The sequence below is a fragment of the Sulfitobacter sp. PR48 genome, assembly GCF_028807335.1.
GTDB lineage: Bacteria > Pseudomonadota > Alphaproteobacteria > Rhodobacterales > Rhodobacteraceae > Sulfitobacter.
The window spans coordinates 1-21,938 of the sequence record NZ_JARAMM010000031.1 but is presented as its reverse complement, the minus strand read 5'-3'; the positions used below and the strand labels follow the sequence as shown (position 1 = coordinate 21,938).

The following is a 21,938-nucleotide window of genomic DNA, read 5'->3' as shown; positions in this document are numbered from 1 at the left end:
CGCAAGGCAATCCTGCTGCCCGTGTTTCTCTACGATCATTCCGGTCTCGCGATGAACACCATCGGGTTTCACTGCCCGTGGGATTCCGGCCAGGTAGGTTACGTCTACGTGACCCTTGAGGCGGCCCGGAAAGAATTCGGTGTGAAACGCGTCACCAAGGCGCTGCGTGAAAAGGCCGAAGACATCCTGCGCGGCGAAATCGTCAGCTACGACGCCTATCTCGGCGGACGGGTTTACGGCTATGTCATCGAGCGGGACGGTGAGGAAATCGACGCCTGCTGGGGGTTCGTCGGTGACTATGAGACCGGCTGTTTGCCCGAAGCGCGGGAGGCGGTGCCCACACCGTCGCCGGGTCAAACACGTCAGTGCGCTGCCGCTCAAGCGCAGGCACTCCCTTAGGAACCGGCACAGGTGGCATACGCTCCCTTTCTTGCGGGAATCCCAATCGACCTCGCATTGCTGCAATGCAGAAATATCATGGCCCGGCTATTGTGCGGTCGCAGCATGACCACTATGTTTCGAATGTGATCGGTTCTCTCCTCCTCCCTGAGCCGATCCAAGCTAAACGGCGGCATCCACCTCCTCCCGGATGCCGCCTTTTTCTTTTTCAGAGCTCTTCTTGAGGGTTGTCCGGGTGCGTACGGCCACCGAGCGGTCGAGGATGCGCCCGTTTGGGATGCGCAGGCGGCAAACCGCCCAAAACTTTGGCGAGCTGGTAATACGGCAAGCTGACAAGGACTTCCGCGACAGCGCCCACAGCCCCATCCCCAGATTCTGGGGATAACTTTCCGCTGCCGGGGCCGAGATCAGCGATGCCATGAAAGAGCGAGAGGCAGGGCGGGAGGGGTGACCCCTCCCGGGCGAGAGAGTGCGCGCGGGGTTTGGGGCCAACCCTCAACCCCGGAGATTGCCGATGAACGCTCACCCCCATTCCGTCCCGCTTGTGCCTGAGCCCGAGACCCCTGCCCTGCCGGATGCCTCGCGCTTCGCCCACAACCTGATCCAGGCTGCGAAAACCCTCGTGTCTCACTTCGAAGCGGGCCGACCCATCGACGCTGCCTCGTTGCGCGCCGCGATGGAGGATACCTTCGGCGCCAGCGACACCAGCGGCGCCTGGGTCTGGAAGGACGCCTACGAAGCGGCAGAAGTCGCGCAGATCCTGATGCTCTCGCGCTACGGCGCGCTGATGCAGCGTCAGGCACCCTCGCCGCAAGCCCTCCTCAACATGATCGAACGCCTCGCCGGTCTGGCGCCGTCGCACACGCGGCGTTCTGAGGACAGCGTCCGTCTGGAACAGTTCTCAACCTCACTGCCCCTTGCGGCCATTGTTGCACAGGTGGCGGGGTTTCGGGCCGACGACCTCGTGCTCGAGCCCTCGGCCGGCACCGGCATGCTGGCGATCTTCGCCCGGATCGCAGGCGCTCGCCTGGCGCTGAACGAGCTCGCTGAGACTCGCCACGCGTTGCTGGAGCAGCTATTCTCCGACGCTGCAGTCTCGAATCATGATGCCGCCTCGATCGACGACCGTTTGGATCGGTCGATCACGCCCTCGGTCATCGTAATGAACCCGCCCTTCTCCGCGGCGAACCATGTCGAGGGTCGGTTTCGGCAGGCCACCAGCCAGCACGTGCTGTCCGCCCTGGCGCGCCTCGCGCCGGGTGGGCGTCTTGTCGTCATCACGGGCGAGAGCTTCCGACCCTCGACGAAATCTTTCCAGTCAACATTCCAGCGGATCGCACTTAGCGCCGATGTGGTGTTTTCCGCCGCCATCGACGGCAAGGTTTTCGCACGGCACGGCACCACGATCGACACGCGGCTAACGGTGATCGACAAGCACGCCGGCGGTAGACAAGATCCTGCAACGGGCGAAATCGAGACCGCCTATCATCCGATCTGCGACACTACCGCTGAACTTCTCTCCGCAGTGCTCACCCGCTGCCCCGAGCGCCAGAGTCGTCCACCCTGCCCCACCAGTACGGCTCTCTCGGTTCCGTCCCGCCAAACCCGCACCATCCTGCACGCCCTGCGCAGTGCCGCGCGCAGGGAAACCCGTGCCCTCGCCGAGGAACGCGCGAAGCACCCGTTCGACGACATTGAGACGTTCCGCCTCGACTATCTGCCGAAAGCCTGGAGCGAAGCCGAGGGCGCACTGCAGGACACGGTCTATGAGGTCTATGACCTTCAGGCGATCCGGATCGACGGCGCGGCGGAACATCCGACAGCACTTGTCCAATCCGCGGCCATGGCCTCGGTCCCGCCGCCTGTGCCAAGCTACCGTCCCGTTCTGCCGAAGAGCCTCGTTCAGGACGGCCTTCTCTCCGCGCCGCAGCTTGAAAGCGTGATCTACGCGGGCAATGCGCACGAGACGCACCTCAAGGGCTGGTTCAAGCACAGCGAGATCGAAGGCCAACTGATGGCAGCGGCCGAGGGCGACGCAGGTGCCTTCCGCCTGCGCAAGGGTTGGTTCCTTGGCGATGGCACCGGCTGCGGCAAGGGGCGGCAGGTTGCAGGCATCATCCTCGACAACTGGCTGCAAGGTCGCCACCGCGCGGTCTGGGTGTCAAAAAGCGACAAGCTCATCGAGGATGCACGGCGTGACTGGATGTCGCTCGGGGGACGCGAAATCGATATCGTGCCGCTCTCGAAATTCCGGCAAGGCAGCGACATCCGCTTGCCCGAGGGCATCCTCTTCGTCACCTATGCCACGCTGCGCTCCGCCGAGCGGGAAGGTAAGGCATCGCGCCTCGACCAGGTGACGTCCTGGCTTGGGGACAGGTTCGACGGGGTCATCGCTTTTGATGAAAGTCACGCCATGGCGAACGCCGCCGGCGAAAAGTCCACCCGCGGCGACAAGAAGGCTTCGCAGCAGGGCCTCGCTGGCCTCGCGCTGCAGAACGCCGTGCCCGATGCGCGGGTGCTCTATGTCTCAGCCACCGGCGCGACGGTCGTCGGAAATCTCGCCTATGCGTCCCGCCTCGGGCTCTGGGGCACCGGGGATTTCCCCTTCGTGACGCGGGCCGAGTTTGTTGCCGCAATGGAGGCCGGGGGCATTGCCGCGATGGAGATGATCTCGCGCGACCTGAAGGCGCTCGGGCTCTATCTGGCGCGGTCACTGTCCTATGCCGGGGTCGAATACGAGATGCTGGTCCATGAGCTGACCCCCGCCCAAATCGCGATCTATGACAGCTACGCCGATGCCTATCAAATCATTCACAACAACCTCGAGGCAGCACTGCAGGCATCCGGTATTTCCTCGGAGACCGGCACCTTGAACGCCCAGGCGAAATCCGCCGCGCGCTCGGCCTTCGAGAGCAACAAGCAGCGCTTCTTCAACCATCTCATCACCGCCATGAAATGCCCCTCGCTGATCCGCTCTATCGAAGCGGACCTGGCGGCGGGTCATTCGGCGGTGATCCAGGTGGTCTCGACCAGCGAGGCGGTGATGGAACGCCGCCTCGAGGAGATCCCGCCCTCCGAGTGGGACGATCTGCAGGTCGACTTCACGCCGAGGGAGGCGGTCATGGAGTATTTGATGCACAGCTTCCCGACGCAGCTCTTCGAGCCCTACACGGACGAGAATGGCGATCTGCGGTCTCGCCCTGCCTTCGACGGTGATGGCAACCCGATCATCTGTCGCGAGGCAGAGCGGCGGCGGGATGATCTTGTCGAGCATCTTGGGGCCCTTGCCCCGGTGCAGGGCGCGCTCGACCAGATCCTCTGGCATTTCGGCGGGGATGCCGTGGCAGAAGTCACAGGGCGCAAACGACGCATCGTGAAGACGCGCGAGGGGCGGCTCAAGGTCGAGAACCGCCCCGCCTCCTCGAACCTCGGGGAGACGCAGGCCTTCATGGATGATGCCAAGCGCATCCTGATTTTTTCGGATGCGGGGGGCACAGGGCGCAGCTATCACGCCGATCTCGGGACAAAGAACCAGCGTCTGCGGGTGCACTACCTGCTGGAGCCCGGTTGGAAGGCCGACAACGCGATCCAGGGGCTGGGGCGCACCAATCGCACGAACCAGGCGCAGCCACCGCTCTTCCGACCCGTCGCGACCAACGTGAAGGGTGAAAAGCGGTTTCTCTCCACCATCGCGCGCCGCCTCGACACTCTCGGGGCGATCACGAAAGGCCAACGTGAGACCGGCGGTCAGAACATGTTCCGCGCCGAGGACAACCTCGAGAGCCCCTATGCACGCGCGGCGCTGCGGCAGTTCTTCTACAAGCTGCGCGCGGGCAAGATCGACGCCTGCTCCTACTCCAGGTTCCAGGAGATGACCGGGCTGACGCTCGATGAGGCGGATGGCACAATGAAAGAAAACCTGCCGCCGATCCAGCAATTCCTGAACCGCTGTCTGGCACTCCGCATCGACATGCAGGACGCGATCTTCGAGGCCTTCGGCGGGTTTCTTTCGGCCATCATCGAGGACGCGCGTCAGGCGGGCACGCTGGATGTCGGCCTCGAGACGCTGCGCGCGGAAAAATTCGAGATCACCGACCGCAAGGTCATCTTCGAGCATGAGGCGACGGGGGCGACGGCCACTGCCCTGACCGTAGAGCGCACGGATCGCAACGATCCTCTGACCCTGCTCCGGGTTAGAGCGATCTGCGCCGATACGAAGGGCGCGACGCTGTGCTGGAACAAGACCTCGAAACGCGCGGCGCTGATGGTGAAGGCGTCGGCTTTTATGGATGAGGATGGCGTGCCGATCCTGCGGGTGAAACTGCTGCGACCCATGGCGACCGAAATCCTCGCCCTCTCCGAATTCTCGAAATCACACTGGGAAGAGATCGATGATGCGATGTTCGAACAGCTTTGGCAGGCCGAGGTCGATGCGGTGCCGGAGTTCACCACCTCCAAGATCACGCTGATCTGCGGGCTTCTTCTGCCAATCTGGGATCGCCTGCCCGCCGATAACATGCGCATCTACCGGCTTCAGACCGAAGACGGGGAGCGCGCCATCGGTCGTCTTGTCAGTCAGGAGCAGCTTCTCAATTTCTACCCGCGGCTCGGGCTCGACTGCCAGATCGAGATGACGCCACAGGAGGTGTTCGGCGCGGTGATGGAAGCAAGGACGACCCTCAGCCTGCTCGGCGGCTACCAGCTGCGCCGCTCTCTGGTCATGGGGCAGCTGAGGCTTGAGCTCGTCGGCGCGTCGGGAGCGGCCTTGCCCGCACTGAAAGCGATGGGCTGTTTCACCGAGGTGATCCAGTGGAAGACGCGGGTATTCATCCCGGTGGATGGCACCGAGGTGCTGGCACGGGTCCTTGCCGAGCATCCGGTTGGCGCCAGCGCCGCGGATGCCGCCGCATGAGCGCGCGGCGCAGCATCGCAGACCTCTCGGCCGATCTGGCAGATCGGGCCGAGAGTTTCTGCCGCCAGTACTTCCCCGAGGGGTCCAAGCAGGGCAACTATTGGCAGGTTGGCGACACCTCGGGCGCAAAGGGCCAGAGCCTTGCCATCCGGCTCCACGCGCAGGGTGGGCGCAAGGCCGGGTCCTGGCAAGATTTCGCGACGGGGCAATATGGCGACCTGATCGACCTGCTGCAGGAACGGCTTGGTTCGGTCACGCTCAAAGAGACGCTGAGGGAGGCCCGGTCTTTCCTCGGGGAGGCCCCCTGCCCTGCTATGCCTCGTGAACCCCGTAAGGCGGAGCGCCCGGATACAGCCTCCGCTAAACGCATCGCGCGGGCGCGCAAACTCTTTGCCGCGGGCAAGCCGGCGCTTGGCACCTTGGCTGCCACCTATCTGCAGGGGCGCGGAATCACACGGCTTGGACCCGCCCTGCGCTATCACCCGCGGGTCTTTCTCCGACAAGGCGAGGACGACGCCGATCCGCTGCAAAGGGTCCCTGCCCTGCTGGCGAAGATCACCGATAATCGGGGCCAGATCACCGGATGCGCGCGCACCTATCTGGACCCGTCCACCGGCGGCTTGGCCGAGATCGAGAGCCCCAAACGGATCCTGGGGCAGCTGCATGGCCATGCCATCCGCTTCTGGTCCGGTGCCTCTCGCGGCGACCTCATCGTCGGCGAAGGCCTCGAGAACACCCTCTCGATCGGCACGGCTCTCCCGGAGTTCGACCTCGCCTCCTGTCTCACCACCACTCATCTCGGCCTCTTCATCCCGCCGCCAGGGATCAAGCGCATCTGGATCGCGCGGGACAATGACGAAGCCGGAAGAAACGCATCAATGAGATTGCGTAACCAACTGGAATTGCGTGATATTGCCTGTGGTGATCTCGTGCCAGCCATGGGCGATTTCAACGACGATCTGCGGGCATTTGGCAGAGATGCGCTGCGCCGGTCTCTGCTCAGGGCCATGAAGAAGCAAGGTCTGGCGATCGAAGGCGGGTGACCGCTAACCTTCTCGAAGATGCCTGACTGGGCCAAGGTTCCGCGGGTTCGATCTGATCCCGTTTGGAAAAGGGGAGCGATGGACCGGCGGGTCGGGGCTGAGTGCCCCTCGCCCGGGCAGCAATGCGCCGCTACCCGGAAAATTCCCCTGCCCCTTCGGGCCATTCCTCGCGGGAACAATTTTCCGGCCCGCGGCGCATTCTCCGCTGCGCTCCGATCCTGACGGATGCGGCCCGGTCGCCGCCGGTCCTGATATCGCCCCATCCAAATCGGGTCAGATCAAACAGAGGAACCAGACAATGCCCCATCAGACAGACATCCAAGAGGAGGCCGGCGTGACCTCCGCCATCCTCGACCACCTCGCGCTTTATGGCGCAACTCCCGGGCCCGGCGAGACCGATCACCGCCCCCTGCCCCAGCCCGACGAGGTCGAGCTCGCCATGGCGACGCTTTTTGAGACCACCATCGGCCTCCTCACCGGCAGCCAGCTGGAAGACACTCTCGAAGAGATGCTCTGGTCCCTCACCTCGATCTTCCATCGCCGGCTGACCCATATCCAGAAGCTCCTCGACGACAACGAATTCGAGGTCCGGGAAAGTCTGGCCATCCAAGACGGCTCCGAGGTCGCCTCGGTCGAGTTGGAACGCCTCCAGATCATCGGGCTCAAGCTCTGGGACCATCGCGACGCTTTCGAGCAGATGCGCGATCTTGCCGTGGACCACTTCTCGGCCGCCACGGGTTCTCCCTGGCTGCCCCGCACCGGGTCCAAGGTCTCGCATCGCGGCCTCACCTCCGCCGTGGTGGACAGCCGGGCCTATCTCTCGGCCAAACGCCGCAAGGAGACCGAGGTCCATTGCCCCGAAGGCACGCGGATCGCATTCTCGGGCGGGGACTACCACGCCTACGATCTGATCTGGTCCGTCCTCGACGCCACCCACGCCAAATACCCCGACATGGTGCTCCTGCACGGGGGCACACCTAAAGGTGCCGAGATGATCGCGGCCCGTTGGGCAGATACCCGTGGTGTCACCCAAGTGGTCTTCAAGCCCGACTGGAAGAGCCACGGCAAGGCTGCCCCCTTCAAGCGCAATGACAAGATGCTCGAGACGTTGCCGCAGGGTCTGATCGCCACGCCCGGTTCGGGCATCACCGAGAACATCGTCGACAAGGCCCGCAAGCTCGGGATCCGCATCAAGAGGATCGGGGCTTAGGCCCCGGTTCACGCCCCGCGCAAAAGGTCCTGCACGACAGAAGGCTTCTTTGCGATCAATGCGAGTAGAACCTGTGCCGGGCCTGTCGGTTGCCGACGTCCATGTTCCCAGTTCAGCAGCGTGCCTTTCGCGACGCCAATGCTCTTGGCAAACTCTGCCTGGGACAGGCCAGTCCGTTGCCGAACTTGGGCGACATCGACCTCAGCAACGGAAAACTCATGCACCTTCGCGCCGGCCAAATCGCCATCTGCGAAGGCCAGCGCCTCTCCCAGTCCCTTGGACACGGATTCGAACCCACTCATGTTGTGTCTCCATATTTCGCGACAAGCGCCTTGCTCATCTCTACTGCCGCGGCCTGTTCGGTCTTTGACAGGTTGGCTTTCTCATTCTTCGCGAAGACCGTGATCAGGAAAATCGGCATATGGGTCCCGCCAAAGACATACACCGTCCTGAAGCCGCCGCTCTTTCCGCCTCCCTCTCTCGGGATGCGGACCTTCCGAAGTCCGCCGCCAAGAGAGACGCCAGCTTCCGGATTGGCGGCGATGAAGTCGATCGCGGCCTCTCGCTCCTGGTCCGACATGATTGCCTTGGCGCGCCTCTGGAATTCGGGCAGTTCGACCACTGTCTGCAATCGCGTCATCGTCAGTTCCATATAGGTTTTCGCGGCGTATGTGTCAATGACGTATAGTATGCGGACTGGAAGGGCAAGTTGGCAGCTGATGCTAGAGCTAGGCAGCAGTATCCTCTGTCCGTTGGTAGCGGCGGCCCTTGACGAAATATCTTATCGCATTTTCTGACCGAACCAACCAGCCGGGCTGTCATTTAGGGCCATTAGATGGTTGCGGTGTCTCGTGACGACCCGGCCTTTCGTTCCACGCTCTGTTCGCCTGGAGCACTCCTCCGCATCGTGGGCGCTTCAGCAAAGACAATCGGTGCGGTAGTGATCCTGGGGGATGCGGTTTTGACATCTGCACTGTGTCTTATCTCCGGTGAGTTCGAAGGGAGCCAGGGCCCTCGCGGCATCTCCATCGTCTGTTCACCCGCCGTCCTTAGCGGCCAACGCACTTCTCCCTTTGTCTGAGTTGCATGACATGCTGGTCGCAGCTGTCGTCCCGTCCACAAAGGTTGTCGCCGATCTTTTTCCCCTGCCCCTGCGGGCCATTCCGCGCGGATCAAAAAGACCGGCGCCTGCCCCTCTCCGCTGCGCTTCGCCTTCGGTGTGGCCGGCCTTGGCCAGCTGCAAGGTGACCATCATTGCAACGCAAACAAGGAGAAGAGCAATGACCACGAACTGCATCAAATTCACCAGCACCGACATCGAAACCGCCAAGGGCGTCGGCTCCATCTCGACCCTGACCTTCGACCTCGACATCACGGTCGAACCCGTCGCGAGCACGAACCCGATGGCCCCCACGCACCGCGTCCTCGGGCGCTCCCCGCGCGGCAAGCTGGTCGAGTGTGGCGGCATCTGGAAGAAGCAGAACAAGGAGACCGGCGCCGACTACTACACGCTGACCATCCGCGACCACGGCTTCAACGCAAACCTCGGCAAGGCCGCGAACCAGGACGATCTGTCCCTGCAGGCCGTCATCCCCTGGGGTCCCAAAGACGCCGCGTGACGTAAAGAATCGGCTGGGGCAACCCAGCCGATTTCTTCTGTTTCCCTTCGCGCTGACACGCATTCCCCGCATTTTGCAGCCAGTGGTTGGTGCGCTTGGTGGAAGCAACTGATCACTGAATTGGCGCAAGGTGATGATGACGCAATCCGTTTTGGAGGAGACAGATTTGTGGTCCCCCTAGCGTTCTGAAGCTTCGAGCACTTTGCATTTTGACAGCCGTGCAGTGCGGAAAAATAAAATAATAACATATAGTTGAGGTGTAACGGGCGCGAAGTTAAAGTTGACTGCACATCCGAGCTAGTGACAGTTCCCCCTAGATATTGGGTGGCTACATTCCTCAATCGCTACACTTTGTCGAGACATCTAGGCACTCTGGTGGATTGGGTAAGATCTAGCCGCCGGGCGAAAATCGTTGTTAAGACTCGTTTTTCCGTGTAGATGACACTTTAATGAGCGAAATCGCTGAAAAAGCGATATTTAGAGGACAGGCGGATGCGAGAACGGTCTTTTGCGGCTGATACGAAGGATCATCCCTTCGACGAGATCATCCTACAGCAAGGAGAGCTGATTTCCGACCGCCTCAATATGTTGCGGCAGGAACAGTATCCTCCGGACGCCCAAAAAGGTCTACGTCAGTTTTCATTGGCCGAGGTTGCCTACTATCTCGGCGTGACCCAGTCGACCATTAAGAAGCTTCATCTCGAAGGCAAAGGTCCTGAACCTGAAACATCGTCTTCCGGCAGGCGTAGCTACTCTGCTGAGCAAATGTTGGAACTGAGAGCCTATCTCGACAAGCATGGTCGCCCCGGCAAGCGCCGTTATGTCCCCTATCGCCAACCTGACGAAGAACTGCACGTTGTGTCTGTCGTGAACTTCAAAGGGGGTTCTGGAAAGACCACTACCGCCGCCCACCTCGCGCAGCACTTGGCGTTGAAAGGGCATCGAGTTCTTGCGATCGACTTGGACCCTCAAGCTTCGCTCACAGCTTTGCACGGCATTCAGCCTGAACTCGACGACGTGCCTTCGCTCTACGAGACACTTCGGTATGATGACGAGCGCAAGCCGATCTCAGAGGTGATCCGGCCAACGAACTTCCCCAACCTAGATATCGTTCCGGCAAGTCTCGAGCTTCAAGAGTACGAATACGATACCCCGGTTGCTTTGACGAGCAGCGATCCCCATGAGGGCCGTACCTTTTTCACTCGTATATCGAAGGCGCTTAGCGAGGTTGATGACCGCTATGACGTGGTCGTAATCGATTGCCCTCCTCAGCTGGGCTACCTCACGCTCACTGCTCTGACGGCTTCATCTTCGGTAATTGTGACAGTCCATCCTCAGATGCTGGACGTCATGTCGATGAGCCAGTTTCTCCTGATGCTGGGCGGGATCATGAAGACGATCCGTGACGCTGGAGCGAACATGCGCCTGAAGTGGTTCCGTTACCTCGTAACGCGGTTTGAACCAACGGACGGTCCCCAAAAGCAGATGGTTGGGTTCCTCCAGGCGATGTTCCCAAATCAGATGCTGTCGGCTCCTGTGCTGAAATCTACGGCGATCTCCGACGCTGGGATCACCAAGCAGACGCTTTACGAAGTTGAACGGTCTCAGTTCGTGCGGACTACTTACGACCGCGCAGTTACGTCTTTGAATGATGTGAACGACGAAATCGCCGAACTGATCCACAAGGCTTGGGGGCGTGAATGACTAAGGTTTTGACAGCCGTGCAGAGAGCCAGTTTTGACAGCCGTGCAACTGTCGAAATGTGCGCTGCGCGTCGGTTGGATTCTGGCGAAAGGGAGATGGCTTGATGGCTCGCAAAGACCTCCTGAAGAGCGTTATGGCCGGCTCGCCGGAGCAGCCCAAGGATTCCGGTCGATCTGGATACGCAATGCGCGGTGCTTCGAAATCGATGAAGGTTTCGATTGATAGCCTTGCGGAGAACTCGAAGCGTCTCCTTGAAGGCGAAACCATTGTCGAGATCGATCCGCAATTGATCGATGTGTCATTCGTTTCGGATCGGCTTAGTGATGACGATGTTGCTTTCGAAGAACTGAAAGCATCGATCGCAGCAGGTCGCCAGGACACGCCGGTTTTGCTTAGACCGCATCCGGAAGCGGATGGCCGCTATATGATCGTCTTCGGGCATCGCCGTGTGCGAGTTGCTTCGGTGCTCGGCCGTAAGGTTCGCGCAGTTGTAAAACCAATGGACGATGTGGCTCACATTCTTGCTCAAGGGCAGGAAAACACTGCGCGCGCAGATCTCTCTTTTATTGAGAAAGCCCTATTTGCGAAGAGCCTCTTGGATATGGGGCAAGCCAAGGACGTGATCCAGTCCGCTCTTACCATCGATGGGACGTTGCTTTCACGGATGCTGTCAGTGGCACAGAACGTCCCTCGGCATGTCATCGAACAGATTGGGCCGGCCAAGCAGATTGGGCGTGATCGCTGGGAAGACTTCAAGAAGTTGGCTTCGGAACCATCGAACGACAAGATCCTCAAGGAAGCTTTGGAGTTCGACGGGTTTCAGAACCTCGACAGTGATGCTCGCTTTGAGTTCCTGCACAGCAAGCTGGCAGAAGCGGGCAGGGCGCCGAAGCGCCGAAAAACGCGTGCCATGCCCAAGAAACGAACCTGGACTGCCGGCAAAGGCCGCATCAAGGGAGTCATCGGTCGTTCCGGAAAGGCATTCAGCATTTCGCTTACGGCACAAGATTCAACCGAGTTCGGGGACTTTCTCTCGGGTCGGCTTGATCAGCTGTACAACGAATTCCTCGCGACGAAAGAGGAGCAGTCAGAACAATGATCTAGGCAAAAGAAAAGCCCCCAAGCAGCGTGGCCTGAGAGCTAATCTGAAAAGTTTGGTCGCTTAGAAGATATCTCTCCCGCGAATCACTGTCAACAAGAACGCCACTTTGGCGAACGGCTTTCTTTTGCCTCCACATAACTGGAGGTGAGAAACAGGCATGAAACATACAGGTTGGCGCAAGCCGACACCGGGTCTTGGCATTGCAGAGCAGCTTGCCCAAGCCGGTGAACAGGTTGCCGTACCCAAAACGCGGGCATTTGTCGCTGTGAAGCGGGTAGGAGCCTACATTGGCCTCAAGGCCGGAGACATGATGCTTCTTGATACGCTCGGGGCCTTTACGCAGGCCCAGGACTGGGAGGAGGGGCAGCGCCCGATCGTCTGGGCGTCGAACGCCTATCTGATGGAACAGACGGGCTTCTCGCTCTCCGCACTCAAGCGCCATGCACGGCGCCTGGCCGAGATAGGCGTCATCTCCTTCCAGGACAGCCCAAACGGCAAGCGGTGGGGCCGCAGGGACGCCGAGGGGCGCATCGTCGAGGCCTATGGCTTCGATCTGTCGCCGCTTTCAGCCCGTGTCGATGAGTTCGAGGAGCTTCATGCCGAATTGCAGGCCGAACGCGAGCTCTGTCAGCGCCTGAAGCGCCAGATCACGGTGGCACGTCGGATGATCCGCGCTCGGATTGAGGCCGCCGTCAGCAGCGCGCTACGCGGCCCCTGGACGCAATTTACGGGTCTCTTCGAGGAGCTTCTGGACCTGCTTCCGCGCCGCCATGAAGCCTCCGAGCAACTTGCGCGACTCCTGATGTGGTTCAAGGAGCTTCAGGAGCGTGTCGAGGCGGCGTATCTCAAGGCAACTGAGGTCGCTCAAATTGTGGAAAACACGCCTGAAACCAGTGAACAAGTTTCTGAGAAGACTCAAGAAATGAACCCCAGGGAGGTCATTTCTGACCCTCATATACTAATTACAAACCAACTTAATCCTGTAACTCGTAATTCCTCAGAAAATGAGGAAGTCGCGGCCGTGGTGCCCAATGCTCAGCCCGAAGATCAGGTTGATAGGGAGCTGGAAGAATGGGTCGCCGAAGTGCGCAAGAAGCGCGCTGCGCTGGATCTTCCCACAATCATGCAGGCCTGCCCGGAATTCGCGTCCTGGGCGCGCAATATGGGCGGGTTCCTGAAGGATTGGGGCGATCTGCACCGGGTCGCTGGTCAACTCAGGCCGATGATTGGGGTGTCCGAGCATGCCTGGAACGTGGCACAGGACCGGCTGGGCAAACAGGTGGCGACAGCGGCGCTCGCGCTCGTCTTCGAGAAGCATTGCGCCGGCGAAGTTTCCTCGCCGGGCGGCTATCTGCGCGGCATGGTCGAAAAGGCCGGGGCAGGGGAGCTGCATCTCGAGCGCAGCTTCTATGGCAGGCTCAGCGGGCAGGCGGCGTGATGGGGCAGGGGGTCAGAGACCAGCGGCCTTGGTCAGGTTCACGCGGAACCGGTCGCGACGGCGCTGGTAGCGGCGGGTCATCTCGGCCGAGGCGTGCCCCAGCTGCTTTTGGACATAGCGTTCGTCGACCTCAGCCGAACTGGCGAGGCCGGCGCGCAGCGAGTGGCCAGAAAACAGCGCCAGGCGGTCCTTTTCGGGCAGTTCGGAGCGGATGCCGGCGTCTAGGACTGTGCGCTTGATCAGCCGGGCCACATGCTTGTCGTTGAGCCGTGTATCGAGGGCGCGCTTGCCATCGCGCGAGGTCCCTACAAAGACAGGGCCGAAGTCGATCTTCGCAAAGTGCAGCCATTGCTCGAGAGCATGCACTGGGCAGGTCTGATCCTTAGAGCCGCGGCCAATCTCGACCTCGCGCCAACCTGTCTTCGCATTGAGGGTCAGGAGGGCGCCTTTCTCCATGATCTCAATCCATCCGCCGGAATCTGGCGTGTCATCTTTATGTACATCGAGGCTCACGATTTCCGAGCGGCGGAGGCCTCCAGCGTAGCCGAGCAACAGGATCGCACGATCTCGTAGCCCGCGAAGATCGTAGGACAGGGTGGCAACCATTGCGAGGATGTCCTCGGCCTGGATCGCTTCCTTCTGCACCGGCGGGCGCGCGTGCTTGCGCTTGATCCCCGCCAGGACCGAAGCAATGTGGCGGTTCTTGCGATCGAGAGTGAACCCCCGTTGCGCATAGTTCCATGCCAGACCTGAGAGGCGACGCTCGATGGTGCTGACCGAGAGGGCAGGGAACCCGTTGGTCGGCGCGGCCAGGTCGGCCAGATACAAGCCGATCATCTCTGAAGACGGAGGTAAGGGCTCCGCACCCTTCAGCCTGCACCAACGCGCGAAGTGCTTCCAGTCGACGGCATAGGCCTTGTTCGTGTTCTCGGCCGTCGAGGCTTTGGCGTAGTCCCGAGCGGTGTCGACCAGGCGGTCGAGTGTGCCGGAACCGGCGACATGCACGGGCAGGGTAATCCGATCGTCATCCTCCCTCATAGTAGAACCTCTCTCGCTGAGCTGAAGGCCTTCGGCCGGACACCGGACATGGGTGCGCGCAGATCGACGAGAGAGCATGCCAAAATACCAGGAAGCGTCCGAACCACAGCCAGTCTCACGAATACTGCTCCACCCAGTCTCACGAACCCCGACTCGAATTTGGTTCGCTTCAACTTGGTTTGGCATTTCGTCAGGAGTCCAGTGTTTGAGCTAAAGCCTTGTCCACCAATGAAATACGAACGAGCTCGACGAGAGGGCCGATTTCGGGCGAGTCCAGTGATGAAACATGAGCTGAAGACCATGTTTCTATGCATATCATTTTTACGTCCGATAAGGCAAACTTATTGGACATAAAAACGAACCGAAGGGTGGGGCGGTTAGAGTGCTATTTTCTGGAATAAAGCGCCGCGCTGATGTAGGCTGCAGGCATGACTTTTGGCCCGCCAGATCACATCAGCGACCTCGACACGTTACCCCGGATGCCCGTCTGGGTCACCTCCGCGCGCGCTGAAACCCTTGAAGATGTTGCGTTTTTGTCGGGGGCTGCTCTGAACCACCTGCATCTTGTGTTAGGACGCGCAGAGGTGCCCCAAGCCTTGTTGCGGGACCGGCTCGCGCTGCGTGCGGCCGAGGCTTGCGTCGCGTTCTCTGGGCGGTCGGAGCGGGCAGGTGAGTTGCGTGATGCGGTGCATCTGTTGCGTCCGGGCGATCTGCCCGGTCCGGTCGGAGAAACTCACCTGGCCTGGCGGCGAGCGGTGGCGCGGCCGGTGTCGGTCAAGGCACTTGGTCGGGCTCTGCCCGCCGTCGAGCAGGGCGTGATCGCCGCATGGCTCGACGCGGGGCAGGGGGCACCGGTCAACCGTGCCGCGATGGTTTTGGAGGCAGTGCTGACGCAGGCGCCGCGCGCCGACGAAGGGGCGCTCATCCTCGCTGACGCAGCCCTCGCTCAAGCATTCGGGTGGGGTCATCTCGTGCCGCTGTTGGCCCCGGGCCTGAAACGCGCCGACCTGCACAAGCGAGGTGATGACCTGCGGCTCGCTTGCTATCGTGCACTCATCTCCTTGGCAGTCGAGACCGTGCGGCAGGCCGCCGATCTCGCGCGTCGGGCGGCGCGCCTGAAAGCCGTCGCGCCAAAGCTGCGGGCCAAGGGCGCGGGGGATGCCGTCGAGATGTTCCTGACCGGCGATGCCGTGGCGCCTTCGGCGTTGCCTTTGCCGGATCGCGCCGCGCGGCGGCTCTGCGACCGGCTGGTCGACCTCGGCGCGGTGCGCGAGCTGACCGGGCGCGACACCTTCCGGCTGTATGGGGTGTAGCGATGGTGAAGGACCGCTCGGAACCTGACCTAGACCGCGAGTTGGCCGACTTGCCGCCTGAGCTGCGTTGGCGGGAATGGATGCGCCGGATCGAGGCGGTGCTCTTTGCTTCTGCCACGCCGGTTTCGCGCGAAGACCTGACCCGCGTGGTGGGGCAGGGGGCTTCGGTCGATCTGCTGGTCGAGGACCTTGGTGCCGATCTGGAGGGTCGGGCCTTCGAGATCGCCCAGGTCGCCGGCGGCTGGATATTCCGGACACGGGCGGCCTACGCGCCCGCGATCCGCGCGGCGGCAGATATCGGGGACCAATTGCTGGACCTGAGCGAATTCGACGTCGCGGTCCTCGCCGCCATCGCTTACCACCAGCCGATCACGCGCGACGGGCTGAAGGACATCTTCGGCAAGGAGATCAGCCGTGATCTGATCGGGCGGCTGCATGCGCGCGACCTGATCGGGACTGGGCCAAAGGCCCCTCGGCGAGGGGCGCCCTACACCTTCGTGACGACAGAACAGTTCCTGATTGCCTTCGACCTGCCTTCCCTGCAGGACCTGCCGGACCGCGAGCAGATGGAGGATGCAGGTTTGTCTGCAAAGGCCTGAGGGTCTGCGGTCCAATAAAGATCTGTGTCAGTTGAACCTGATGGAAACCGAACGCTAATACCTGGCACGACGCCGACGGTACCGCACCGTTTGCCGAACAGGTTTGCCAAACAACACGTCTGGTATTGGAGTTCCCTTTAAAATGTTTTCGACAAGTGATCGTTTCGGATAGGCGAAACCATAGGCCCAGTCACCTTTGACTCTTCGTAGAAGCCACACCGTGTCCTCCCCAAAATCAAAGGCGACGATCACGCCGACATGGACCCATTCTTTTAGCAGCCTTGAATCGTAAACCCAGAGCTGCTCAACCAGCCCGTCCTTTGTCGGATGCTTCACGCCATCTGCTTGCGCGGCTGCAAACTGCTTGCGGTCGGTCTTACGACGCGTTCCGTCAACAACCCAAAACATAGGGTTGTGGAACCTTGTCCGCGTTCGCGCTTCTACAGGCTTGATGTATGAGTGCTGAAACTCAACTACCAAGCCCTTGGATGTCTTGACATCTGAGATATGAAGCTCGCCATGTTCGTCGCGCGCAGCGATCTCCTGCCAATCTGTTGGGAATTGGTTCTTCCAATCCCGATGCCACTGCGTTTCGTTTTCCCACCAATGGTCGCAGTGGCGTTGACCTTTGTGCGCCCAGTGCCAGACCATCTTGGTCCCGCATCGGGCAATGAGGTCATCGCCGCAACCAGGGCATCTGCCTTTGGCGCCTGGGCTGGCTTCAACTCGTTTGTCGTCGTATAATGCGAACCGCATGATTATGCCCCCGATTGCTCGGGTTGTAGTTCGAGGCGCACAGGTCGCTTTGTTCGCTCGCTTAGCATTTGTGTCATTCCGCTTTCTTTTTTGGCGTTTGCGGCCGTCCACCTTTGCACCAGTGAACCTTACCCTTCTTTACCCAGAAGTGGCACCCACAGTCGTTTTGCTGGTGCACCGACGGGTGGAGTGTGGGTCTTTGCCAGAAATCTGTCCTAATGCTCCAGCGAGGTCGGCGATCTGGGTTGAGAGACAAAGCGATCCTCTCACCACAGCCACCAGGGCAGGAGAGACAGGCCCATTTTTGGATCGCACCGCTCTCGACCAGGATTAACTCGTCCGGTTCTGTTTCAGGCGTTTGCGGGAAGGCGTCCTGCCTGCTCACCAGATAGTCATACTTAAGTACTCCAAGCTGCCGAAGCAGGTTTGCCAATAGCTTTTTCATCTCATGTCACCATGTCCAGAAAGGGCGTCATGTCCCCCCGGCCCGGAGTTTCAGTTGCATCACAACACGGGCAGCCCGGGCGCGGCGAAATCTCAGGAAAACGCTCATCGCGCGCGTGAAACCGGCGCATCCGCGTCGGTGCCATTCCGTTTGCTCCGGCGAACCCGGTGATACCGGTCAGCCATTCATTGACCGCCATGGCACCCGCCTCTGTCGTGAAGGTCACAACGGCAGGGGAGGGGTCACCCTCACCGAGCAGATAGGCTTCCTCTTTCAGTTTTTCATAAGCCTCTGGATCAGTTCGCTGCAAGGCCTCCTCGCGAGCGCGTTGCGGGTTGATGAACCCGCCGCAAAGCAGACAGGGGTGTCCGGGCACAAGGGTGGTAACCCGGGCAAACAGATCGAACGACTGAGCATCGCGACGCTGCATTGCGAGACCGACATCGATGACCGCAATGCCATAGAAACGGGCGAAGCGGTTCAGAAAGAGCCGACCGGCGTGGTCATCCGTGCAGCAGAAAATCACATCGCAAGATTTCAACGCGTCCCATGTGCATGGCTCTCCGGCCCAGGCATCGATGGTTGCCAACGACATGCCAAGATTGGCCTCCGCAACTGTCCGCGCGTGAATGTCGGCCTTGGCTCGATGAGCATCAACATCCTCCTGTCGTGCGCCATGGAGTCTGTTGAGATTTGTATCTTCAGCATGGTCCTTTTCGAAGAGGACCGCTTCGCGCACGCCAAGACGCATCAGCAAGGGCAACACTGCGCTTCCCGTAGCACCCCCTCCGGAAATACCGCACCGAAACTGAGTGATCATTGCATTGGCCTGATCGCCGAAGAGTCGGGTTTGACGGTCCAGGAAGCCGAGATTGCTGCCGTTCTCCGCGGTGAGGGTCAGGCGCGATCCTGTGTGAAGAATACGCGCGATAGCCGTTGGCTTTTCGGCCGAGTGCCAAATCCTCACGGCAATCTCGCCGTCGCTCGCAATCAAAACGCTGATCAGTCCGGGTGCACCCTTGATCAGGGCGGTCCGCGCAAGTTCCGCCTCGTTCCGATCATCTTGTTTGGAAAAACGGGCCCGGCCCTTTGGATGGGTATGAATGATGGCGGGAACCAGACCATCGGACTTGGCGCGACCAAGCAATCGCATGAAGCTATCGGTTTGCCACGTCACGTGGCGCTCGGAAGCTGAGACCACGTCGTCATCATCGAGGTCGATGAAAGCATGCGAAATGAGCCGTGTGCGAGCAGTGTCCGTCCAGGGGTCTTTCTCAATCGCAGCCGTCCCAAAAAGCATGTAGGCGGAACGCTCGGCACCGGCACCCTGCGCGAGCAGGGACCGGATACCGGCTTCGTGCGGACCAGCCAGAATAACATCCAACGGGCCCTTCATGGCCGCGCCTCGGCGAGAGCGGTTTTGATCCGTGCCACCATCGTGCGCAAACCATCAATCCCGGGCCGCCAGGCGTTGTTGTGGCGCGACCAGCGCTGCCAAACACGACCTGCAAAAGTGTGCTGCACAGTGCAGGCTTTTGGGACCTGACCGCTCGCCAGCGTCAAATGCGGAGAGGCATAAAACATGTCAGGCGCGCAATCGGGATACCCGGCTGGCAGGAGAACAAGGATATCCGCGGCTTCGACATTGAATTTGCCTTCAGGCAGCTTGAGCGACTTCAGGATGATGCCGGTCTCACGGCCTTCCTGAACGACGTCGAACTGATAGCCGTGGTCGACCAGAAAAGTCTGATCAAACGACGGAAGGGTGTCCCCCTCCGTCGTCTGATCGATGAGCGAGATGAACCGCTCCACACCCTTGGCATCGAGATTGATGACATCGCTGTCAGCAATCTTGCGGTCCTGCTGGCCCGGGATTTCCTGCCAAAGATTGTAGTTTTCCGGCAGGTCAGCAAGCTTACGCAGTACAAATCCGCTGACGCACGCGCGCGGCCATTCAAGATCCTTGTCGTCAATCTTAAACTTGAAGACACGGTCCGTCCGCGCGACCAGCACTTTCTCAGCACCGCGACCGCGCAGATCATAGCTTTCGTCGAGGCGAATGTCTTCGAAGTCCCCATTTGGCAAAATGGCGATTGCCACATGCTCGTCAACAGGATGCCCGTCGGCAGCTTCGATCAACTGGCGACCGAGAACCTTTGGGTCATCGAAAACGTGTTTTTTGAAGTTGAGGCCCTCATCGGCGATGAAGACCGGGAAACGAGGATCATTTCCTTGCGATTTCATTGTGTTCGTCCTTAAGAAGTTGGCGGACGCAAACCTCATGTCTGCGCCTTCACAAGGACAATCGCGGCGTCAGGAGGAATCCGGTAAGCCTGATCCGATTTTTTTTCGGAGCGTGCCTGAGGGCGGTTCGCTGCAGATGAAGAAATATGCGCAGCGGGCGCAACGATCGCTGCGTTTTGGGGGGAAATGCCCTTCGAGGATCGCAATTGCAGCTTGAGCGATCTTTGTTTTCCGGTTCCCCAACTTCGTACTGCTCATGGTCAATCGGTCCTGCGTCGCACCGGTCAGGAACACAAACTCTGCCTCGCCGTGGCCTTCAGCGGCGAGTTGAAACGCAGCCGCATCTAAGGACTCGACAGCGTTCGTGGTCTTGCGTCCTGTTTTGATGCGCCGCAGTACCCTGCCAGACCCAGCATCGACTTCCTCATGTGCAGATACGACAATCTCTGCCTCACCGAATTTCAAGGAAATTGGGGTTGGAGCGCGCCGTTTTTCGCCTGTGCGGAGCAATTGGAAAAAACTCAGCAGCTCGTCTGAGATTTGACGGTACTCGGCAGCGTATCCATGATCCACCGGACCATTTTCCATCCATGCCTTATCCATGATGGCTGCGAGTTCGGCTTCGCTTGGTTCATCGTTCAAACGAGACGTCAGCTCATCGACAACGCCCTGGACTGCGTTGTGCATACGCATAAGGGGCGACTCTGCGCGACGACCGCCGACTTGCAACACATGCGCAAAGAAAAACCGCCGTGGGCACTTTTCATAGGCCGCAAGCTGAGAAGGCGATATGCGAGCGATGCCGTCAACCACCAAATTTATTCCGTTCGCTGATACCGCACCTTCAGCCGATGCCGATTGCGGAGATTCGTTCAGAACATGACCAGATATGTCATCCACGAACTTCGATCGCTTGCTGTAGGCATAAAGTATCAGTCGCTCCTCCGCTCTGGATAAAGCGACGAAAAACAAACATTGCTGCTCCTCGTCATGCCCGGACGTGAGCGCGTCACAGCCCTTAAAGGGCGCACCCTCGATCATGCCGTCAGGAGGTGCAAGTCCGCGATTTTGCTTAGCTGACAGCGGAATGGATCGGCTGGTCAATGCCGGCAAATGAAGGACTTTGAACTCAAGGCCCTTGCTGCCGTGAATGGTCATGATCCGGACAGCGTCGAGGCTTTGTGCAGCTTCAGGCAGGTCGCGTAAGTCACGTTCATCTGACACTATGACAAGGCGTCGGATGTGATCGAGAAGATCGCGAATGGGGTACCCGGATTTTTTCGGCAATGTTGATCTCAGAAAGTTCTGAAACTGCCACAGCGCAATCGCAGGATTTGCGTTGCCTGATCTTGCTCCCTTCGCAAATTCGGCGGCCAAGCGCGTCTTGTCGAGATAGAGAGTTGTAATCACGCGCCAGGCCGATGAAGTGGGTTCAAACTCCCCAAACACCTCAATCAGCCTTGAGAGGGAATTCTCACCCTCCTCGCTGATGTCGTCTAGGCCCGAAAGCGTTTGCCTCCAGTCCAAGGGCAGCGTGTTCCTAGCGGCACGAATCGCATCAACACAGGTTGAGACATCCTCAATTCCCAGTTGAAATGGGCGGAGAGACGCGACGCAGGCAAGTCCCATGGCGCGCGGATCAACCACAAGGGAAAGAACGGAAAGCGCTTGCTTGATTTCTGGTCTGTCAAAGAGGGGCCCAAGAAACAAGACCGGAATCCCCCGCGCCTCTAAACCAGCGGCGATTTCTGTCAGTCTCGCATTCCCCTTACATATGACGGCCTGGTCACGGAAAGAAGTGGTCTCGTTGCAGGCCTGTTTTATTCGGAAGGCGATTTCGTCTATTTCACGATCCTTGGCATCAACACCCACAAACACGGGGCTAACCCCATTAGCACCTTTAAACGCCGTGGCCTCAAAGCCTACCCCGGCAGCTGCCATGCGCGTTTGAGCGAAACCCTTGAATGTGTCGCATATTTCTTGTGATGACCTGTAATTGACATTGAGTGGGAGACTTTCGCCTCCTAAGTGTGAACAGGCATGCAATTTTGACCCCGTAGCGGGGTGATCGGCATCCAAAAATGACCCCCTTACACTGATGTGGATAATGCCCCCC

The 21,938-nt window shown here is 60.0% G+C and carries 18 protein-coding genes and 1 pseudogene; 10 read left to right on the top strand and 9 right to left on the bottom strand.

Annotation, left to right across the window (positions count from 1 at the left end; genetic code table 11):
* Window positions 1-399: pseudogene (locus tag PVW51_RS22920) on the top strand (hypothetical protein); the annotation flags it as partial.
* Window positions 400-561: 162 nt separating this feature from the next.
* On the opposite strand, the gene PVW51_RS22915 reads toward PVW51_RS22920, so the two are convergent.
* Entirely contained in the window at window positions 562-819 is a 258-nt protein-coding gene (locus PVW51_RS22915; protein WP_274577937.1) for a hypothetical protein, read from the bottom strand.
* Window positions 820-913: 94 nt separating this feature from the next.
* Here PVW51_RS22915 and PVW51_RS22910 point away from each other — a divergent pair, with 94 nt between their 5' ends.
* The 3 genes from PVW51_RS22910 (at window position 914) to PVW51_RS22900 (ending at window position 7,564) form a co-directional block, all read left to right on the top strand.
* Window positions 914-5,311 (top strand): strawberry notch-like NTP hydrolase domain-containing protein, encoded by a 4,398-nt coding sequence (locus PVW51_RS22910; protein ID WP_274577936.1) that lies wholly within the window; start codon window positions 914-916, stop codon window positions 5,309-5,311.
* Window positions 5,308-6,354 (top strand): DUF7146 domain-containing protein, encoded by a 1,047-nt coding sequence (locus PVW51_RS22905; RefSeq protein WP_274577935.1) that lies wholly within the window; start codon window positions 5,308-5,310, stop codon window positions 6,352-6,354. Before PVW51_RS22910 ends, PVW51_RS22905 begins: the two co-directional genes overlap by 4 nt.
* Window positions 6,355-6,652: 298 nt before the next feature.
* A complete protein-coding gene (locus PVW51_RS22900) occupies window positions 6,653-7,564 on the top strand; it encodes a DUF2493 domain-containing protein (RefSeq protein ID WP_274577934.1) in 912 nt (303 codons plus the stop codon).
* A gap of 8 nt (window positions 7,565-7,572) precedes the next feature.
* Here the strand turns inward: PVW51_RS22900 and PVW51_RS22895 are convergent, their stop codons facing one another.
* Both PVW51_RS22895 and PVW51_RS22890 read right to left on the bottom strand, forming a co-directional pair.
* Window positions 7,573-7,866: a helix-turn-helix domain-containing protein gene (locus PVW51_RS22895; RefSeq protein ID WP_274577933.1), complete on the bottom strand. Its 294-nt coding sequence runs from the start codon at window positions 7,864-7,866 to the stop codon at window positions 7,573-7,575.
* Window positions 7,863-8,216, bottom strand: coding sequence for a type II toxin-antitoxin system RelE/ParE family toxin (locus PVW51_RS22890; RefSeq protein ID WP_210426150.1), 354 nt, complete (start codon window positions 8,214-8,216; stop codon window positions 7,863-7,865). Before PVW51_RS22890 ends, PVW51_RS22895 begins: the two co-directional genes overlap by 4 nt.
* A gap of 628 nt (window positions 8,217-8,844) precedes the next feature.
* Between PVW51_RS22890 and PVW51_RS22885 the strand changes: the two genes are divergently transcribed.
* From PVW51_RS22885 to repC, 4 genes are all read left to right on the top strand, one after another.
* Window positions 8,845-9,183 (top strand): DUF736 domain-containing protein, encoded by a 339-nt coding sequence (locus PVW51_RS22885; protein ID WP_065331505.1) that lies wholly within the window; start codon window positions 8,845-8,847, stop codon window positions 9,181-9,183.
* 492 nt (window positions 9,184-9,675) lie between these two features.
* Window positions 9,676-10,887: a plasmid partitioning protein RepA gene (gene repA / locus PVW51_RS22880; protein ID WP_274577930.1), complete on the top strand. Its 1,212-nt coding sequence runs from the start codon at window positions 9,676-9,678 to the stop codon at window positions 10,885-10,887.
* Window positions 10,888-10,990: 103 nt separating this feature from the next.
* On the top strand, window positions 10,991-11,986 hold the full coding sequence (repB, locus tag PVW51_RS22875; RefSeq protein ID WP_274577929.1) for a plasmid partitioning protein RepB: 996 nt from the start codon (window positions 10,991-10,993) through the stop codon (window positions 11,984-11,986).
* Window positions 11,987-12,146: 160 nt separating this feature from the next.
* A complete protein-coding gene (gene repC / locus PVW51_RS22870) occupies window positions 12,147-13,427 on the top strand; it encodes a plasmid replication protein RepC (RefSeq protein WP_274577928.1) in 1,281 nt (426 codons plus the stop codon).
* A gap of 12 nt (window positions 13,428-13,439) precedes the next feature.
* Here repC and PVW51_RS22865 read toward each other — a convergent pair whose 3' ends face one another.
* Entirely contained in the window at window positions 13,440-14,465 is a 1,026-nt protein-coding gene (locus PVW51_RS22865; RefSeq protein ID WP_274577927.1) for a tyrosine-type recombinase/integrase, read from the bottom strand.
* A gap of 428 nt (window positions 14,466-14,893) precedes the next feature.
* On the opposite strand from PVW51_RS22865, the gene PVW51_RS22860 reads away from it, so the two are divergent.
* Together PVW51_RS22860 and scpB are read left to right on the top strand one after the other, a co-directional pair.
* Entirely contained in the window at window positions 14,894-15,778 is an 885-nt protein-coding gene (locus tag PVW51_RS22860; protein WP_274577925.1) for a DUF1403 family protein, read from the top strand.
* Between the two features lie 2 nt (window positions 15,779-15,780).
* On the top strand, window positions 15,781-16,377 hold the full coding sequence (scpB, locus tag PVW51_RS22855) for an SMC-Scp complex subunit ScpB (protein WP_274577922.1): 597 nt from the start codon (window positions 15,781-15,783) through the stop codon (window positions 16,375-16,377).
* Between the two features lie 54 nt (window positions 16,378-16,431).
* Here scpB and PVW51_RS22850 read toward each other — a convergent pair whose 3' ends face one another.
* From PVW51_RS22850 to PVW51_RS22830, 5 genes are all read right to left on the bottom strand, one after another.
* Window positions 16,432-17,133, bottom strand: coding sequence for a competence protein CoiA (locus PVW51_RS22850; RefSeq protein WP_274577919.1), 702 nt, complete (start codon window positions 17,131-17,133; stop codon window positions 16,432-16,434).
* 73 nt (window positions 17,134-17,206) lie between these two features.
* Window positions 17,207-17,578, bottom strand: a complete 372-nt coding sequence (locus PVW51_RS22845) for a DUF6527 family protein (protein ID WP_274577917.1) — start codon at window positions 17,576-17,578, stop codon at window positions 17,207-17,209.
* 1 nt (window position 17,579) lies between these two features.
* On the bottom strand, window positions 17,580-18,974 hold the full coding sequence (locus PVW51_RS22840; RefSeq protein WP_274577914.1) for a ThiF family adenylyltransferase: 1,395 nt from the start codon (window positions 18,972-18,974) through the stop codon (window positions 17,580-17,582).
* Complete coding sequence (locus PVW51_RS22835) at window positions 18,971-19,822, bottom strand: multiubiquitin domain-containing protein (protein WP_274577911.1); 852 nt, start codon at window positions 19,820-19,822, stop codon at window positions 18,971-18,973. The genes PVW51_RS22840 and PVW51_RS22835 overlap by 4 nt, the downstream gene beginning before the upstream one ends.
* Window positions 19,823-19,891: 69 nt before the next feature.
* On the bottom strand, window positions 19,892-21,938 hold a 2,047-nt coding region (locus PVW51_RS22830), incomplete at its 5' end, for a 3'-5' exonuclease (RefSeq protein ID WP_274577908.1).

What these genes read in the sequence shown, in the direction of transcription:
- PVW51_RS22915 (WP_274577937.1), bottom strand. Translation starts at nt 819, where the DNA reads ATGGCATCGCTGATCTCGGCCCCGGCAGCGGAAAGTTATCCCCAGAAT.
- PVW51_RS22910 (WP_274577936.1), top strand. Translation starts at nt 914, where the DNA reads ATGAACGCTCACCCCCATTCCGTCCCGCTTGTGCCTGAGCCCGAGACC.
- PVW51_RS22905 (WP_274577935.1), top strand. Translation starts at nt 5,308, where the DNA reads ATGAGCGCGCGGCGCAGCATCGCAGACCTCTCGGCCGATCTGGCAGAT.
- PVW51_RS22900 (WP_274577934.1), top strand. Translation starts at nt 6,653, where the DNA reads ATGCCCCATCAGACAGACATCCAAGAGGAGGCCGGCGTGACCTCCGCC.
- PVW51_RS22895 (WP_274577933.1), bottom strand. Translation starts at nt 7,866, where the DNA reads ATGAGTGGGTTCGAATCCGTGTCCAAGGGACTGGGAGAGGCGCTGGCC.
- PVW51_RS22890 (WP_210426150.1), bottom strand. Translation starts at nt 8,216, where the DNA reads ATGGAACTGACGATGACGCGATTGCAGACAGTGGTCGAACTGCCCGAA.
- PVW51_RS22885 (WP_065331505.1), top strand. Translation starts at nt 8,845, where the DNA reads ATGACCACGAACTGCATCAAATTCACCAGCACCGACATCGAAACCGCC.
- repA (WP_274577930.1), top strand. Translation starts at nt 9,676, where the DNA reads ATGCGAGAACGGTCTTTTGCGGCTGATACGAAGGATCATCCCTTCGAC.
- repB (WP_274577929.1), top strand. Translation starts at nt 10,991, where the DNA reads ATGGCTCGCAAAGACCTCCTGAAGAGCGTTATGGCCGGCTCGCCGGAG.
- repC (WP_274577928.1), top strand. Translation starts at nt 12,147, where the DNA reads ATGAAACATACAGGTTGGCGCAAGCCGACACCGGGTCTTGGCATTGCA.
- PVW51_RS22865 (WP_274577927.1), bottom strand. Translation starts at nt 14,465, where the DNA reads ATGAGGGAGGATGACGATCGGATTACCCTGCCCGTGCATGTCGCCGGT.
- PVW51_RS22860 (WP_274577925.1), top strand. Translation starts at nt 14,894, where the DNA reads ATGACTTTTGGCCCGCCAGATCACATCAGCGACCTCGACACGTTACCC.
- scpB (WP_274577922.1), top strand. Translation starts at nt 15,781, where the DNA reads ATGGTGAAGGACCGCTCGGAACCTGACCTAGACCGCGAGTTGGCCGAC.
- PVW51_RS22850 (WP_274577919.1), bottom strand. Translation starts at nt 17,133, where the DNA reads ATGCGGTTCGCATTATACGACGACAAACGAGTTGAAGCCAGCCCAGGC.
- PVW51_RS22845 (WP_274577917.1), bottom strand. Translation starts at nt 17,578, where the DNA reads ATGAAAAAGCTATTGGCAAACCTGCTTCGGCAGCTTGGAGTACTTAAG.
- PVW51_RS22840 (WP_274577914.1), bottom strand. Translation starts at nt 18,974, where the DNA reads ATGAAGGGCCCGTTGGATGTTATTCTGGCTGGTCCGCACGAAGCCGGT.
- PVW51_RS22835 (WP_274577911.1), bottom strand. Translation starts at nt 19,822, where the DNA reads ATGAAATCGCAAGGAAATGATCCTCGTTTCCCGGTCTTCATCGCCGAT.